Source organism: Streptomyces sp. NBC_00083 (assembly GCF_026343295.1).
GTDB lineage: Bacteria > Actinomycetota > Actinomycetes > Streptomycetales > Streptomycetaceae > Streptomyces.
The window spans coordinates 2,849,582-2,862,684 of record NZ_JAPELY010000001.1 but is presented as its reverse complement, the minus strand read 5'-3'; the positions used below and the strand labels follow the sequence as shown (position 1 = coordinate 2,862,684).

General features: G+C 72.1%; 17 protein-coding genes. 9 read left to right on the top strand and 8 right to left on the bottom strand.

Annotated features, from left to right (window positions below):
* Window positions 1-78: 78 nt before the first annotated feature.
* The 3 genes from OOJ98_RS12700 to OOJ98_RS12690 form a co-directional block, all read right to left on the bottom strand.
* Window positions 79-717: a TetR family transcriptional regulator gene (locus tag OOJ98_RS12700; protein WP_267054752.1), complete on the bottom strand. Its 639-nt coding sequence runs from the start codon at window positions 715-717 to the stop codon at window positions 79-81.
* 144 nt (window positions 718-861) lie between these two features.
* Entirely contained in the window at window positions 862-1,236 is a 375-nt protein-coding gene (locus OOJ98_RS12695) for a toxin Doc (RefSeq protein ID WP_267054751.1), read from the bottom strand.
* A complete protein-coding gene (locus OOJ98_RS12690) occupies window positions 1,236-1,475 on the bottom strand; it encodes a hypothetical protein (protein ID WP_267054750.1) in 240 nt (79 codons plus the stop codon). Before OOJ98_RS12690 ends, OOJ98_RS12695 begins: the two co-directional genes overlap by 1 nt.
* Window positions 1,476-1,904: 429 nt before the next feature.
* Here OOJ98_RS12690 and OOJ98_RS12685 point away from each other — a divergent pair, with 429 nt between their 5' ends.
* The 3 genes from OOJ98_RS12685 to OOJ98_RS12675 all read left to right on the top strand — a co-directional run bounded on the left by OOJ98_RS12685 (window position 1,905) and on the right by OOJ98_RS12675 (window position 3,741).
* Window positions 1,905-2,480, top strand: a complete 576-nt coding sequence (locus OOJ98_RS12685; protein WP_267055622.1) for a GNAT family N-acetyltransferase — start codon at window positions 1,905-1,907, stop codon at window positions 2,478-2,480.
* 11 nt (window positions 2,481-2,491) lie between these two features.
* The gene (locus tag OOJ98_RS12680) at window positions 2,492-3,004 is read left to right on the top strand and encodes a diadenosine tetraphosphate hydrolase (RefSeq protein WP_267054749.1); all 513 of its coding nucleotides are present in this window, start codon (window positions 2,492-2,494) and stop codon (window positions 3,002-3,004) included.
* A 74-nt stretch (window positions 3,005-3,078) separates the two neighbouring features.
* Window positions 3,079-3,741, top strand: coding sequence for a maleylpyruvate isomerase N-terminal domain-containing protein (locus OOJ98_RS12675; RefSeq protein WP_267054748.1), 663 nt, complete (start codon window positions 3,079-3,081; stop codon window positions 3,739-3,741).
* A 110-nt stretch (window positions 3,742-3,851) separates the two neighbouring features.
* Here the strand turns inward: OOJ98_RS12675 and OOJ98_RS12670 are convergent, their stop codons facing one another.
* Window positions 3,852-4,484: an SMI1/KNR4 family protein gene (locus OOJ98_RS12670; protein ID WP_267054747.1), complete on the bottom strand. Its 633-nt coding sequence runs from the start codon at window positions 4,482-4,484 to the stop codon at window positions 3,852-3,854.
* 453 nt (window positions 4,485-4,937) lie between these two features.
* On the opposite strand from OOJ98_RS12670, the gene OOJ98_RS12665 reads away from it, so the two are divergent.
* Together OOJ98_RS12665 and OOJ98_RS12660 are read left to right on the top strand one after the other, a co-directional pair.
* Window positions 4,938-6,119 (top strand): efflux RND transporter periplasmic adaptor subunit, encoded by a 1,182-nt coding sequence (locus tag OOJ98_RS12665; RefSeq protein WP_267054746.1) that lies wholly within the window; start codon window positions 4,938-4,940, stop codon window positions 6,117-6,119.
* Between the two features lie 220 nt (window positions 6,120-6,339).
* On the top strand, window positions 6,340-6,699 hold the full coding sequence (locus OOJ98_RS12660) for a hypothetical protein (RefSeq protein WP_267054745.1): 360 nt from the start codon (window positions 6,340-6,342) through the stop codon (window positions 6,697-6,699).
* A 105-nt stretch (window positions 6,700-6,804) separates the two neighbouring features.
* Here OOJ98_RS12660 and nadE read toward each other — a convergent pair whose 3' ends face one another.
* A complete protein-coding gene (gene nadE, locus OOJ98_RS12655; RefSeq protein WP_323177890.1) occupies window positions 6,805-7,635 on the bottom strand; it encodes an ammonia-dependent NAD(+) synthetase in 831 nt (276 codons plus the stop codon).
* Between the two features lie 59 nt (window positions 7,636-7,694).
* Complete coding sequence (locus OOJ98_RS12650; protein ID WP_267054744.1) at window positions 7,695-8,303, bottom strand: PadR family transcriptional regulator; 609 nt, start codon at window positions 8,301-8,303, stop codon at window positions 7,695-7,697.
* A gap of 85 nt (window positions 8,304-8,388) precedes the next feature.
* On the opposite strand from OOJ98_RS12650, the gene OOJ98_RS12645 reads away from it, so the two are divergent.
* The 3 genes from OOJ98_RS12645 (at window position 8,389) to OOJ98_RS12635 (ending at window position 10,619) form a co-directional block, all read left to right on the top strand.
* Window positions 8,389-8,853 (top strand): nuclear transport factor 2 family protein, encoded by a 465-nt coding sequence (locus tag OOJ98_RS12645; protein ID WP_267054743.1) that lies wholly within the window; start codon window positions 8,389-8,391, stop codon window positions 8,851-8,853.
* 93 nt (window positions 8,854-8,946) lie between these two features.
* Window positions 8,947-9,627 (top strand): 2Fe-2S iron-sulfur cluster-binding protein, encoded by a 681-nt coding sequence (locus tag OOJ98_RS12640; RefSeq protein WP_267054742.1) that lies wholly within the window; start codon window positions 8,947-8,949, stop codon window positions 9,625-9,627.
* Window positions 9,624-10,619 carry a xanthine dehydrogenase family protein subunit M gene (locus OOJ98_RS12635; RefSeq protein ID WP_267054741.1) on the top strand — a complete coding sequence of 332 codons (996 nt, stop codon included), beginning with the start codon at window positions 9,624-9,626 and terminating at the stop codon, window positions 10,617-10,619. Before OOJ98_RS12640 ends, OOJ98_RS12635 begins: the two co-directional genes overlap by 4 nt.
* Window positions 10,620-10,642: 23 nt before the next feature.
* Here the strand turns inward: OOJ98_RS12635 and OOJ98_RS12630 are convergent, their stop codons facing one another.
* Entirely contained in the window at window positions 10,643-11,182 is a 540-nt protein-coding gene (locus tag OOJ98_RS12630; RefSeq protein WP_267054740.1) for a DUF6817 domain-containing protein, read from the bottom strand.
* Between the two features lie 243 nt (window positions 11,183-11,425).
* Here OOJ98_RS12630 and OOJ98_RS12625 point away from each other — a divergent pair, with 243 nt between their 5' ends.
* Window positions 11,426-11,653, top strand: coding sequence for a DUF5133 domain-containing protein (locus OOJ98_RS12625; RefSeq protein ID WP_267054739.1), 228 nt, complete (start codon window positions 11,426-11,428; stop codon window positions 11,651-11,653).
* 134 nt (window positions 11,654-11,787) lie between these two features.
* On the opposite strand, the gene OOJ98_RS12620 is transcribed toward OOJ98_RS12625, so the two are convergent.
* Window positions 11,788-13,053, bottom strand: coding sequence for a VWA-like domain-containing protein (locus OOJ98_RS12620; protein WP_267055620.1), 1,266 nt, complete (start codon window positions 13,051-13,053; stop codon window positions 11,788-11,790).
* Window positions 13,054-13,103: the final 50 nt, after the last annotated feature.

The following is a 13,103-nucleotide window of genomic DNA, read 5'->3' as shown; positions in this document are numbered from 1 at the left end:
CAACTCGGTTACATTTATTACTCAGTAACATTTTGCGTCGACTGGGCGCTTCCCGCCCCCTGCGTATCTCTGCGCCGCCTACGCCTCCTCCCCGCCACCGAACCGGCCGCCCAGCCCCTCCCGCAGCTGCTCGAACGCCCGGTCCGCCGCCTCGACGGCGTCCGCGTGGAGCGCGCCTGCGCTCGCGCCCGCGTCGATCCGGCGCCAGTTGTCCAGGGCGAGGACGCGCTGCACGGCGATGATCTGGCCGGCCGCGATCCGGGCGTCCAGCCCGTCGCCGAGTTCGGCGGCGAGCGCCTGCTCGGACCTGTCCTGGTAGCCGTACAGCCGTGCCACGAGGCTCGGGGTGCCGTACAGCAGCCCGTGGTAGGCGAGCACATGGGGGTTGTCACACAGGCCGGTCACCGGATCCTGTCGCCGCAGCCCATGGCGGAAGTGGGCGTGCAGGGCGGTCAGTGGTGCGAGGCCGTCGGACCGGCCCCGGGCCACGACGCGGGCCGCCTCGTCCTGGTGGTCGGCGAACCGGTGCAGGACCAGGTCCTCCTTGGCCGGGAAGTAGCGGAACAGGGTCGGCTTGGAGATCCCGGCGGCAGCCGCCACCTCGGCGACCGACACCCCGTCGAAGCCGCGCTCGAGGAACAGCGCGACCGCCGTGTCCGACACCGACTCGTACGTCCGCTGCCTCTTAAGCTCCCGCAAACCCATCTCGCTGCCCATGGGACGAGCGTACGGGGCCCTCCTCCCGCGCCGCCGCCCGGCGGCGCCCGCGGTCGCGGCGCCCCGCGAGGCCCGTGCGGACTCCTGTCCGGCGCAGAGCGACGCCCCACCGCCCCCGGAGTTCGCCCCCGAGTGGCCCCTGCCTCAGATGCGCCAGCCGCGGATCCGCTCGGCGGCCTGGTAGACGCTGACCTTGCCGGCCTGGATGTCGCGTACGAGGTCGACCATGGCGCCGTACGGCGGGTCGATGCCCTCACCGGAGGCGTACATGTACGCGGCCGTCACCTGGCAGGCGTAGAGGCTGTTGCGGTGCGGCAGGGGTTGCAGCCGCACCAGGGTGTGCAGCAGGGCGGCGGCCCGCCAGGCGGGCTCGGGATCGGCGGTGGAGGGGCGCGGGATGCGGGTCCTGTGGCGGGCGACGGCCGCGACGAGCGCGGAGTAGTCGGCGACGCTCACGTCCTCGGGGACGGCCTGTTCCTGCACGTCGAGGAGCCACGGGACATCGATGTAGAGGGCCATCAGGCGGCGTCCGCCCCCTGACCGCGGGATCCGGGTGGCGCCTCGTCGGGAAAGGCGTCGTCGAACTCGGCGCGCTGCTGCTCCCCCCACGAGAGCGCGTAGCGGACGAACTGCAGGCGCTGCTGTTCGCGCAGCGGCAGGTCGTGGACGTACTGCTTGAGGGATTTCCCCTCGGCGGCCGCGGCGGCCCGCACCGCTTCGAGTTCCTCATCGGTGAAGGTGATGTTCAGGGACGGCATACGGTCGATGGTACCTAGTTGGTACCTGCTCGGCCATGGGAGGGCGGTACCTGATTGGTACCTGGGGTGCCGGGTCCGCGGTCGGCGTCGTCGTCGGCGAGTCCGCGGCGACTCTGCCCTCTGCTTGCCTGCCACGCGGGGCCTTGGCCGAGTCGGCGCCTTAGGCCGGGGGGCTGCGCGGCGAGGCCTCCGTGCCGGTGCACCTGCAGGACGGGATCGCTCTGGCCGCCCCTGGCCCCCGGGAGGCGCCGCGTCCAGACGATGGCGCGATGGTGCGGGCACCGAAGACGGAGGGTTTCGCCTGCCTACGCGGGCTGTCGGGCCTGTTGACATACTCCCGCCATGGATGCGAGTACGCGGACGCGGGAGATACGGATGGGCCACGCTGACGTGACCGGGGCGGGCGGGGCCGGGGCGGGCGAGGACGGGGTGGGCGAGGACGGGCTCGTCACATGGTCGCTGCGACCGGCCCGGCTCGCGGATGTCGAGCCCATCGTCGAGCTGCGGGCCGTGGCGATGCGTCCGGACCTTGAACGCCTGGGGCGCTACGACGAACACCGGGTACGTCAACGGCTGCGCGACGCCTTCGTACCCGGCCACACCTGGGTGGTGATGGTCGACGACGCCCTCGCCGGCTGTGTCGCGGTGCGCCCGGCCGAGGACGGGCACTGGCTGGAACACTTCTACCTGGACGTCCGGATCCACGGCCGCGGGGTCGGATCCGCCGTGTTGCGGACCGTATTGCGGCGGACCGATGCCGACGGCGTGCCCGTGCGGCTCAACGTCCTTCAGGGCAGCCCCGCCCAACGGCTCTACGCACGCCACGGGTTCACCGTGGAAGCGCAGGATCCGGTGGATGTCCTCATGGTGCGCGAACCGGGTGCGGGCGTGCTGCGCCGCGGCGATGCGGCTCCCCGGGCGGCGTCGTCGTCGGAGCGTGTCGCTGACGCGTCGACGTCGGCGTCGGCGTCGGCGTCTGCCGTGTCACGTGGCGCCGCGTCGTGAACGGGGGCGCCATGGGTGACGGCCCCATGGGTGACGGCCCCACGCATGACGACGACTGGCGTACGGATCGGATCGGCGCCGCCCTGCGGGGCGAGAACCCCACCGTGTTGCGGCGGTTGAGCGCCGGATTCGCGGTGATCGGGGATGTGCAGTTCCTGCCGGGCTACTCGGTTCTCCTGGTGGACGACCCGCGCGTCGAGCGTCTCTCCGACCTCCCCCGGGCGAAACGCCTGGACTTCCTGTCCGACATGGACGCTCTCGGCGAAGCCGTCGAGCTTGCCTGTCGTGCGCTCGACCCGGCGTTTCGTCGCGTGAACCTGGAGATCCTCGGCAACACCGATGGATTCCTGCACGCCCATGTGTGGCCGCGCTACACATGGGAACCCACCGACCTGGTGTGTCGACCGGTATGGCTCTACCCCCACGAGAACTGGTGGGACCACCACCACGCCCTTGCTCCCCGCCACGACACGCTGCGCGAGCGAATCAGCAGCGAACTGGCCCGCACGGCCCGCCAGGGCTGACGGCCCTGCACGCGGCCGACGCTTCGGCCGACTCCCGCTTGTGGGCCTTTGTGCCGCCCCGCTACCGTGCCGGCGTGGATCTCTTCTCCCGTACGTGGGCAGCGTTGCGCACCGCCGTCGCCGGGCTCTCCGACGAGGACTTCGCCCGGCCGTCCGGCTGCCGGGGCTGGCTCGTGCGGGACCTCGTGTGTCACTTGGTGATCGACGCCCAGGACGTCCTGATCACCCTTGTCACTCCGGCCGAACCCGGTGCGGAGCCGACGGTGGACGCGGTGACCTACTGGAGCGTGGCGGACGCGGCACCTACCGGCGACGATCCGCTCGACGCGCTGATCGTCCGGCTGGCAGCGGCGTACGAGAAGCCGGCGCTGCTCCAGTACCACCTGGACGACGTCGGCTCCGCTGCTGGGCGCGCCGCCGAACTCGCCGATCGCCGACTGCGCGTCACCACCCAGGACCAGGTCCTCACGGTGGGCGACTACCTCGACGCGTACGTCCTGGAATGGACGTTGCACCACCTGGACCTGATCGCCCGTCTGCCCGGGAGTGAGGGACCACCCGCCGAAGGTGTGGCACGTTCGCGCGCGATGCTGGAGCGGATCGCCGGCGCGCCGGTGCCATCGTCGTTCTCCGACACGGAGGCGCTCCTTGTCGGCACGGGCCGCCGGGCCCCGACCGTCGCCGAACAGGCCGAACTCGGTGCGCTCGGGTCGACCCTGCCGCTCTTCCTCGGCTGACGGGCCGGACTCCCCGCCTGTGGGGTCGCACCACATGGGCCGGAGCCACATGCCACAACTGGCTGACCAATAGCCCACGTTGGGATGGCACACCCCCGCGCCGCAAGCCCTCACTCGTCGCCGCGGAAGGTCGCGTACTCGGCGTTCATCAGCGCCCAGAAGGACTGGTGCCGGACCGCGCCGGGCAGCCAGTGGGCGAGGTGCCAGGCCTCCCACTCGCCGTCGGCCGTGACCACTCGGGGGTTCAGCAGGTAGACGTCCGTGGCGTCCGGGGTATGACTGATCGTCAGGGTGTGCCGCAGGTAGGCGGGGCGCAGCAGGGCCGGGTCCTGGCCTTCGCCGTAGCGGAAGTAATCGTCGTCGCTCACGTCGAAGGAGGGGTCATCGCGGCCCTCCGTCCAGAGGTCCACGAGTTCCGGATCCAGGTCCCGGGTCCACCCGACCTCCTCGGCCGGCAGGAGCCGGTCGATGTCGTGGGTGGTGCTGAGCCAGCCGTCGCTGGTCAGCAGGAACTGGCGGTAGCTCGGGGGCAGGACGGTGCCCAGGCGTTGTTCGAGTGCGCGGAGGACCTCGGGCGTGGCTCCTTCGCCGCCCAGCCACCGGGCCGCGCGCATCTCGTCCGGGAACGGTTCCGCCCGCTCCTGTTCGTGCAGGACGGGGTCGAGCCACTCGTCGCTCCACCGCTGCAGCAGGGCACGCCATGCGAAGCGGCGCCCCGCGTCTTCCCCCGATGTGATCTCCATGCCGAAAAGGTTACGCACGGGCACTGACAAAGCCGGGGTCTCTGTGTCAGGGTGCGCAGCAATGCCCTTGCCGACCGGGCGCGTTGATGACAGTGCGTGAGAAAGCCCCTTCGCTTTGGGGGCGCCGTCGGGCAGAGTTGAGGGCGGGGCGGGTGTGACCACGCAGAGCGAGCAGCACGGGCCGCTGCGTAGGACCGTCCGGCCCAAAGATGTGCCCGTTCAGCTAAGTTACTGGTCCGTAAGCTTGGCCGGGCGGTCATGGTGGGTGTAGGGAGCGGCTGACAGTCTCGCCGTATGAAGGTCCTTCCGCGGCTGCATAAAGCCGTCCTGTTGAACTCGGCGCTCGGTGTAGTGCTCATCGCGGCCGTGGGTGGCGCTTACGCGGTGGTGGACACGCCGGCCTCCGCTCACGCGCGCACGGACACGCGCACAGCCGCCGTATCCACGGGAAAGGTGCAGGCAACCGTCGCCGGGCCCGGGTTGCTGACGTCGCCGAGCGACGCCGGCGTCAACTTCACCACCGGCGGCCAGCTCACCAAGGTCGACGTCAAGCCCGGCGACAAGGTCGCCAAGGGCCAGGTGTTGGCGAAGGTCGACGACAAGGCGGCGCGTCTCGTGCTCGCCCAGGCCAAGATCTCGTTGGCCGCGGCCAAGGCCAACCTCGACCAGGTGGCGCACGGGCAGCCGGCCGGCCCGCTGCCCAGCACGGGCACCAACCCGACGGGCGGGGCGACCCACTCGACCGGCCCGACGCCCAAGACCACGCCGACGCCCACCCCCACTCCGACGCCCACCAAGCCCACACCCACGCCGTCGGACACGGCCCCGCCCGGCATCCTGTCCGGCGTCTCCTTCGTCCATGACGTCTCGTACGTGCGGGTGGTCCCCGTCGCGAACCCGTCCGTGGACCCCACGCAACTCCTCCAGGCCCAGACGCAGGTGGCGCAGGCGCAGAGCGCGGTGGACACCGCCCAGCGCACGCTCGACGGCACCGTACTGACGGCGCCGGTCGACGGCACCGTCGCGTCCGTGGGTGCCACGGTCGGCCAGACCGTGACGGGGACGACGTACACCGCGGGGGCGGGCGCCGTTCCGGGTGCGGTGCCGGCGCCCGGCGCCACGGGCAACCCCGCCACGGGCGGCACCCCTGCCGCGCCGAGCGGCTTCATCGTCCTCACCAACCCGACCGGGATGCAGGTGAAGGCGAACGTCTCGGAGGCGGACGCCCTCCGGCTCAAGCCGGGCCAGGCGGCCACGGTCACCCTGACCGCGCAGTCCACCACGGTGCTCAACGCGAAGGTCCTGTCGGTCGGCACCCTGGCCGTCAACGGCGGGGCCCCGGCCAACGCCGCGCAGTACCCCGTGACGCTCGACATCATGGGGCCGACGAAGGACCTGCACACCGGGCAGGGCGTCAGTGTCCAGATCGTCGCCGGCGAAGCCGCCGACGCCCTGTTCGTGCCGACGGCGGCGCTGAGCGGCACCGGCCCCCGGCGCACCGTGACGGTGGTCGCGCCCGACGGCGCCACGCACCCCACCGAGGTGACGGTCGGCGTCGAGTCGGACACCAACACCCAGATCACCGGCGGACTGACGCTCGGTCAGAAGGTGCGGATCACCACGCTCGCCCCCTGAGCCGACGGCGCTCCACATGGGGGCGCTCCACATAGGGGCGCTCCACATAGGGGCGCAACACATAGGGGCGCAGCACGCAGGCACAGACCAGACGGGGAAGCCCTCATAGGGGCGGCCCACACGGGGACATCCCCCACGGGACGCCTCACACAGGGACCCCTCACATGGGGGCACCCCACAGACGGCCCCGCACAGGGACAACTAAGGGAGTACCGAAGACATGGCCCGAGAGCGTGACGCGTTCACGAAGGGCGACGGCCAGGACCCCGCGGCGGCCTCGCCCGCGACCACTGCCTCACCCGTCGTGAGCGCGACCCCCACGGCGCAGCAGGAACACACCGGCACAGCGCTCGACGCCACGACCGCTCTGCCGCGGACGGGCACCGCGCAGCAGACCCAACTCCAGCCGCAGGCCGGGCCGTTGGCGGGTCCGGTGGCTGAATCCGCGGACGGCGCAGAGAAGCGCGGCATCGCGGCGTGGCTCACCGTGCCGTGGCTGACGGTGCTGCTCGCCGTGGGCATCGTGGCGGCGCTCGGCTTCATCGCGGGCGTCCTGGTGGAGCGGCACCAGCTGCCGTAGCCGCACCCCTCGCGCGCCGAGAGCGCCGCAGACGCGTAGGGCGGGCCCCCGGGAAACCGGGGGCCCGCCCTACGCGATCGTGCGGACCGGGCGGAGCCTCAACACTCAGGGAGCGATGGGCAGTTGGCGCTTGTGCTCGGTGAGGCGGTAACGGGTGACGATCGTGTCGAAGACCTGCCGGTCCACCGGCTTGCCCTCCAGGAAGTCGTCGATGTCGTCGTACGTGACGCCGAGCGCGTCCTCGTCGGCCTTGCCCGGCGCGAGGGTCTCCAGGTCGGCGGTCGGGACCTTCCACACCAGTTCGGCGGGGGCGCCCAGCGCGTCCGCGACGGCGCGGACCCGGCGCTTGGTCAATCCGGTCAGCGGCACCAGGTCGGCGGCGCCGTCGCCGAACTTGGTGAAGAAGCCGGAGACCGCCTCCGCGGCGTGGTCGGTGCCGACGACCAGGCCGTTGTGGGCACCGGCCACCGCGTACTGGGCGATCATCCGCTGGCGGGCCTTGATGTTGCCGAGGACGAAGTCCTGGTGGCCGTCGCCGTCGAAGCCGACACCCGCGGTGAGCACGGCCTGGAGCGCCGCGTCGCTCGCGGGCTTGATGTCCACGGTGAGCGCCTGGTCGGCCTCGATGAAGGAGAGCGCGACCTGCGCGTCGTGCTCGTCGGCCTGGACGCCGTAGGGCAGCCGCATCGCGTAGAACCGCGCCTCGTGACCGGCGGCCCGCGCGCGCTCGACGGCGAGCTGGCACAGCCGGCCCGCGGTGGTGGAGTCGACCCCGCCGCTGATGCCGAGGACCAGGCAGCGCAGGCCGGTGGAGGTGAGCCGCTCGGCGAGGAAGGCCACCCGGCGCTCGATCTCCCGCTCGGCCTCGAAGTCCTCGGCGACCTGGAGTTCCCGGGCGATCTCCTGCTGCAGGGCGATGGACGCCGTCTCGCTCACGTCTGCTCCTTGGTGCGGTGGGTGAAGATGCTGTCGCAACCACCCTAACCAAGGCGGCTTCACCAGGTGGGCGCGGATCCCGGAACGCGTTCCGCGCTGTCTCGGCGCCCGGCTCCGGCGCTCCGCCGCCGCAGGACGGCCGCGATCCGCCGGCACCAGTCCCGGTGCTCCCGCTCGAAGGCGAGACCGCGCAGACACGTCAGGTACGGTCCGATCCGCTCGCCGTGGAGCAGGAACTCCTCCTCGTCCGCCTCCCCGCGCAACTGCCTCAGCAGCGCGCCGAGCAGGTCGATCTTGGCGTCGGCGGCCGCAGCCCGTTCGTCGAGCTGGGCGATGACCGCCGTGGTGCCGATGCGGTCGGCGCTCTGCACCTTGACGAGCAGGTCGTCGCGGATGAAGGAGGGCTTGGACGCGGCCTCGGCGAAGTCCTGCAGCTCGGCGCGGCCGGCGTCGGTGACCGTGAAGAGCCGCTTGTTGGGCCGGCTCTCCTGCACCACCTGGCGACCGGTGACCAGGCCGTCCTTCTCCAGCTTGGCGAGTTCCGCGTAAAGCTGCTGGGGCAGGGCGTGCCAGAAGTTGGCGACGCCGATGTCGAACGCCTTGGCCAGCTGGTAGCCGCTGTACTCGCCGTCCAACAGCGCCGCCAGCACGGCGTGTCGCAGGGCCATCGGGCACCCCCTTCCCTTTCTTCGATCCCTGCCGCATCCTACTCAAGAAACTGACTAGTCACATTGTTGAGTATGAGGAGCACCCATGGAACCCCAGGAACTCACGGAGCCCCAGCACACGGCCGACCTCTTCCGCGCCGCCGTGGAGAAGCATGATCTGGCCGCGCTCGACGCACTGTTCACCGAGGACATCCGGTTGTACAGCCCGGTCAAGTTCATGCCCTTCGAGGGCAAGCCGATGGTGCTGGGGCTCTTCGGCGTGCTGGTGCGCGTCCTCGCGGACCTGCGCTACATCGGGCATTACGAGGGCGCCGCGGAGACCAGCGCCGACGGTGAGGAAGCGCCGTCGGCGGTCCTGCCGTTCCGGGCGACGGTGGGCGGCAAGGAGATCCACGGCATCGATCTGCTCCACTTCGACGAGTCCGGCCGGATCAAGGAGTTCACGGTGATGGTGCGTCCCCAGTCCGCCGTGCACGCCCTGGGTCAGGCGGTCCTGGCGGGACTGGTCGCCGACGGGCTCGCGCCGTCGCCGGCGCCCGGCGACCACTGACTGGGCGGCGCTCAAGATGCCGGAGGAGGTGAGCTGGGCGAGGGTGGGAACGCGGTCAAGCTGCCGACTGTCCGGATCGAGGAGCCCACGACGATGGAACCTAGACACGGCCTGAGCGACGGGGGCCCGGCACCGGGCGCCCAGACCGAACCGGGCGCGACCGAGTCGCAGGTGACCCTGCGGGTGAACGACATCACCCACAGGGTCGAACTGGACCACCGCGTCACCCTCTTGGAGTGTCTTCGCGACAACCTGGGCCTGACCGGCTCGGGGAGGGGCTGCGACGACGGCGGCTGCGAGGCGTGTGCGGTGCTGATCGACGGCCGCCGCGTCGCCAGTTGTCTGCTCCTGGCCATCGGCCAAGAGGGACGCGAGATCGTCACGATCGAGGGTCTGGCCGCCCCCGTCGGCCCTGAGGACGACCGTCATCCGCTGCGCAGCCCCGGGCCCGACCGGGACACCGCGCGGTGCGGCTACTGCGCCCCCGGCATGCCGCCCGCGTCCGCGGGTACGCCCGCCGGAGCCGGGGCGGGCCAGTCCGGCGTCGTCAGCGAAATGGACCTGCCGGCCGAGGCCGCGGTGCAGTTGACCGCCGTCGAGGTCCGCGAACAGCTCAGCGGCAACCTGTGCCGGTGCGGCGCCTATCCGAGCATCACCGAGGCGCTGCAGGACCTGGATCCGCGGGGCCCGGACACCCAGGACGCGGACGCACGGCCCGCGCCCCCACAGGAGGCGCCCCCCCAGGGGATGGCCATACAGGAGGTGACCACATGAAGCCGGTCGCCTATGTGTGCCCGAGCAGCGTCACGGAGGCGACCGCCGCCCACGGCGGACGTTCCGAGGCCCGCTACCTGGGCGGTGGCACCAACCTCGTCGACCTGATGCGCCAGGGCATCGACCGCCCCGACGTCGTCGTCGACATCACCCGGCTGCCCCTGGACCTGATCGAGGAGCAGGCGGACGGTTCGCTGAGGGTCGGGGCGACCGTGCGCAACAGCGATCTCGCCGCACATCCGGCGGTGCGCGGGCGCCGTCCCGTGCTGTCGCAGGCGCTGCTCAGCGGCGCCTCCGATCAGCTGCGCAACATGGCGACCACCGCGGGGAACCTCCTGCAGCGCACCCGGTGCGACTATTTCCAGGACCTGTCGAAGCCGTGCAACAAGAGGGTGCCCGGCAGTGGCTGCGGAGCGCTCGACGGAGTCAACCGCGACCACGCGATCTTCGGTCACTCGCCCCACTGCGTGGCCACCCACCCCTCCGACCTGGCGGTGGCGCTCGCGGCACTCGACGCCTCGGTCGAGCTGGCCTGTTCCACAGGGATCCGCAGCGTGCCGGTGGCCGAGTTCCTGCGGCTGCCGCAGGAACGGCCCGAACAGGACACGGTGCTGCGGCCCGGTGAACTCGTCACCGGCGTTCTGGTGCCGCCCCTGCCCGAGGGGACCGTCTCCCGCTACCGCAAGGCGCGGGACCGGGCGGGCCACACGTTCGCGCTGGCCTCCGTCGCCACGGTGCTGCACCTGGAGCGCGGCGTGGTGGACCACATCGCCGTCGCGTTCGGCGGGCTCGCCCACCGGCCCTGGCGCGCCCGTCGCACCGAGGCGGCGCTGCTGGGGACCACACCGACCGCCGAGTCCGTCGCGCAGGCCGTGGAGGCCGAGCTGGCCGACGCCGTTCCGCTGCGGCACAACGGCTACAAGGTGGACCTGGCGCGCGGGCTGGCCCGCGAGATGCTGGGCTCGCTGACCGCGCGGCCCCGCCCGTCCTGAGCCGTCCGGGGCCCCGACCGCGTTCAGCCGCCGGTCGCGTCCAGCACGCGCCGGCAGTGGGCCCACGCCGGCTCCGAGAGCAGCGGGCGCCACCGGGTGAACAGGGTGAGCAGGCCGGCCGCGTGGTCGGCGCGGAAGCCCGGAGCGACCGTGGCGAGGTCCAGCTCGTTGGCGGCGGTGAGTTCGGCGAAGTCCCGGCGGGTGCCGGGCCCCGGACGGCTGTGCGCGCCGGTGAAGCGATCCACGAACAGCCCGTCCTCCAGGGCGAGTTCGCGGTAGGCGGTCGTTCGGTCACACGAGGCGTAGACGTACACGATCTCCTCGGCCTCGGCGCCGATGGCGTCGGCGATCTCCGTCCGGCGCTCCAGGCCGGCCAGCGCCGTGGCGAACCCGTCGGTCCCGTAGAGGGCGTGGCACAGTCCGGCCGTGGCGAGCGCCGGCCGGGCACCCCAGGAGGCCAGCAGGTCGCCGGTCCTGCGCAGGTGTGCGAGCAGGGTGCCGCCCGGATGCTCGACCTCCGCGGCCCCGGCCCGCTCCAGAAGGCTCAGCGCTTGCGCGTTCACGCCCGTGACGTTCCCCCGTTCCGTACGGTCGAACCGCGGGGCGCCCCGTGGCGCGCGCCACAGGCCGTCCTGGGTCGCGCCCACACGCCACGCACACACAGGACGCGCGCACATAGCGGGCGCCCACATAGAGCGTGCCCACACATCACGTCCAGCGCGTTGTGGTCGCTACGTGTAGGTCCGGGAAAGGGGGGCACCAGATGACACACATCGTGACCGTGTCGACTGGAGAGGTCCCCACTCATGCTGATGGCGCATCCGGCAGTGCTCCGTGATCTGCTCGACGAGTACGAGGCGCTCGTCGTGCTGAACGCCGCCGACGGCGACGAATCGACGCGGCAACGGCTGGACGACGTGACCTACACCCTGTGTGTGTCGACGGGCACGCGGGACATCGACGCCGCCGTGATCGCCGCGCGGCACCGGCTGCCCGGTGCGCGCACCTTCGACGACTCGGTGCTCACAGCCTGACAGACCTCCCCAGGGCGGCCCCCGGCCCCGCCGCGGGCCGCCGAAGGTGCTGATCGGGCAGCCTGTCGAGAGCGCTCCGGACGACACCGGTACCGAGCGCCTCTCTCCTCTTCATCCGCCGCGCGGCGCCGAGTTCACCGCCCGCGGGACGGCGTACCGATCTTCACCACGCGCGCCCACTCCGGCGCGGCGTCCGGTATGTGGTCCGGGTCGTTCTCTTTCCACGACGAGCGCCCGCCACCTCGTGGAAAGAGCCCCACCACGGTCCGGCAGGGTGGACGCGTGGCAGGCCAGGGGGTCTGGCCGTCGGTGAGGACGACGACGACATCCGGGCGGGGTCTGGCCGCGAGGGCTCTGGCGAACCCCTCGCGCAGGTCCGTACCTCCCCCGCCCACCAGCGGGATTCCCTCACCGCGGCACAGCGAGTGCACGAAACCCGCCGCGGCGTCGCACGACAGCACGCCGACCAGGTCTCGACGCCCGCCCAGGGCTTGGGAGATCGCCGCCACCTCCAGGAGCGCGCTGCCCAGTTCGGCGTCGCAGACCGACGCGGAGGTGTCGACCACCACGCTGACCCTCGGCGGTTTGGCGCGCAGGCTGGGCAGCACGACGCGCGGCATCCCGGACGAGCGCCTCGACGGCCGGCCGTACGTGTAGTCCTGACCGGCGCCCGCCGCCGAGGCGGCCGAGCGGAGCGCCGCCCCCAGCAACTCGCGCCACGCCTGCGGCGGATGGAAGGCCTCCTCGGCCCATCTGCGCCATCCCTTCGTCGCGGTGCCGGGCCGCCCCGTGATGCCCTGGGCCACCCGGAAGCGGATCGCGTCGCGCTCGTGGTCGCTCAGTCCGTGTGCGCCGTCGGGCCCCAGCTCCCACTCCCGGTCGAGTCCGTCGGCCCCGCTGCCGCAGTCGAGCCAGGCCGTCAGCTGGGTGCTCGGGCCGAGCCCGAAGGCGAGGAGGTACTCCTCCATGAGCTCGCCGCGGCGCAGGCCGAGGGATTCGGGTTCGACCACCCATGAGGGCCGGACGAGGCCGTCTCCGTACACGTCGTCGTTGATCTCGCAGTCGGCGGCGACGTTCATCCGCAGACGCTGGGCAGGCCCGGTCAGCCCGTGCTCGCGTGCGAGCCGGTCGCTTCGCCCGTGGTGGTCGCGGAGCAGGTGCGACACCTCGTGCACCCATACGGCGGCGAGTTCCTCGGCCGGCGTGCGGGCCACGAAGGCGGGCGACACGTAGCACCGCCAGTGCCGGTCGACGCCCATGGTGGGGACGCGCCGCGACTCCACGGGGTGCAGCGCGAAGAGCGCCGCCGCGAGATAGGGGCGGACCCTGGCGGCGTGCAGCCGTGCGGCGAAGAGCTTGTCGTAGTCGAGTGCGAGTGCCCCGGGCGGGACGGGTGCGATGAATGCGGCGGGTGCGACCGGCGCGTCTGCCGTGTCGGGTGCGGCGGGTG

Bases quoted from the DNA above. Each gene is read 5' to 3' on its own strand.
- OOJ98_RS12700 (WP_267054752.1), bottom strand. From the start codon at position 717: ATGGGCAGCGAGATGGGTTTGCGGGAGCTTAAGAGGCAGCGGACGTAC.
- OOJ98_RS12695 (WP_267054751.1), bottom strand. From the start codon at position 1,236: ATGGCCCTCTACATCGATGTCCCGTGGCTCCTCGACGTGCAGGAACAG.
- OOJ98_RS12690 (WP_267054750.1), bottom strand. From the start codon at position 1,475: ATGCCGTCCCTGAACATCACCTTCACCGATGAGGAACTCGAAGCGGTG.
- OOJ98_RS12680 (WP_267054749.1), top strand. From the start codon at position 2,492: ATGGGTGACGGCCCCATGGGTGACGGCCCCACGCATGACGACGACTGG.
- OOJ98_RS12670 (WP_267054747.1), bottom strand. From the start codon at position 4,484: ATGGAGATCACATCGGGGGAAGACGCGGGGCGCCGCTTCGCATGGCGT.
- OOJ98_RS12660 (WP_267054745.1), top strand. From the start codon at position 6,340: ATGGCCCGAGAGCGTGACGCGTTCACGAAGGGCGACGGCCAGGACCCC.
- OOJ98_RS12650 (WP_267054744.1), bottom strand. From the start codon at position 8,303: ATGGCCCTGCGACACGCCGTGCTGGCGGCGCTGTTGGACGGCGAGTAC.
- OOJ98_RS12645 (WP_267054743.1), top strand. From the start codon at position 8,389: ATGGAACCCCAGGAACTCACGGAGCCCCAGCACACGGCCGACCTCTTC.
- OOJ98_RS12640 (WP_267054742.1), top strand. From the start codon at position 8,947: ATGGAACCTAGACACGGCCTGAGCGACGGGGGCCCGGCACCGGGCGCC.
- OOJ98_RS12635 (WP_267054741.1), top strand. From the start codon at position 9,624: ATGAAGCCGGTCGCCTATGTGTGCCCGAGCAGCGTCACGGAGGCGACC.
- OOJ98_RS12625 (WP_267054739.1), top strand. From the start codon at position 11,426: ATGCTGATGGCGCATCCGGCAGTGCTCCGTGATCTGCTCGACGAGTAC.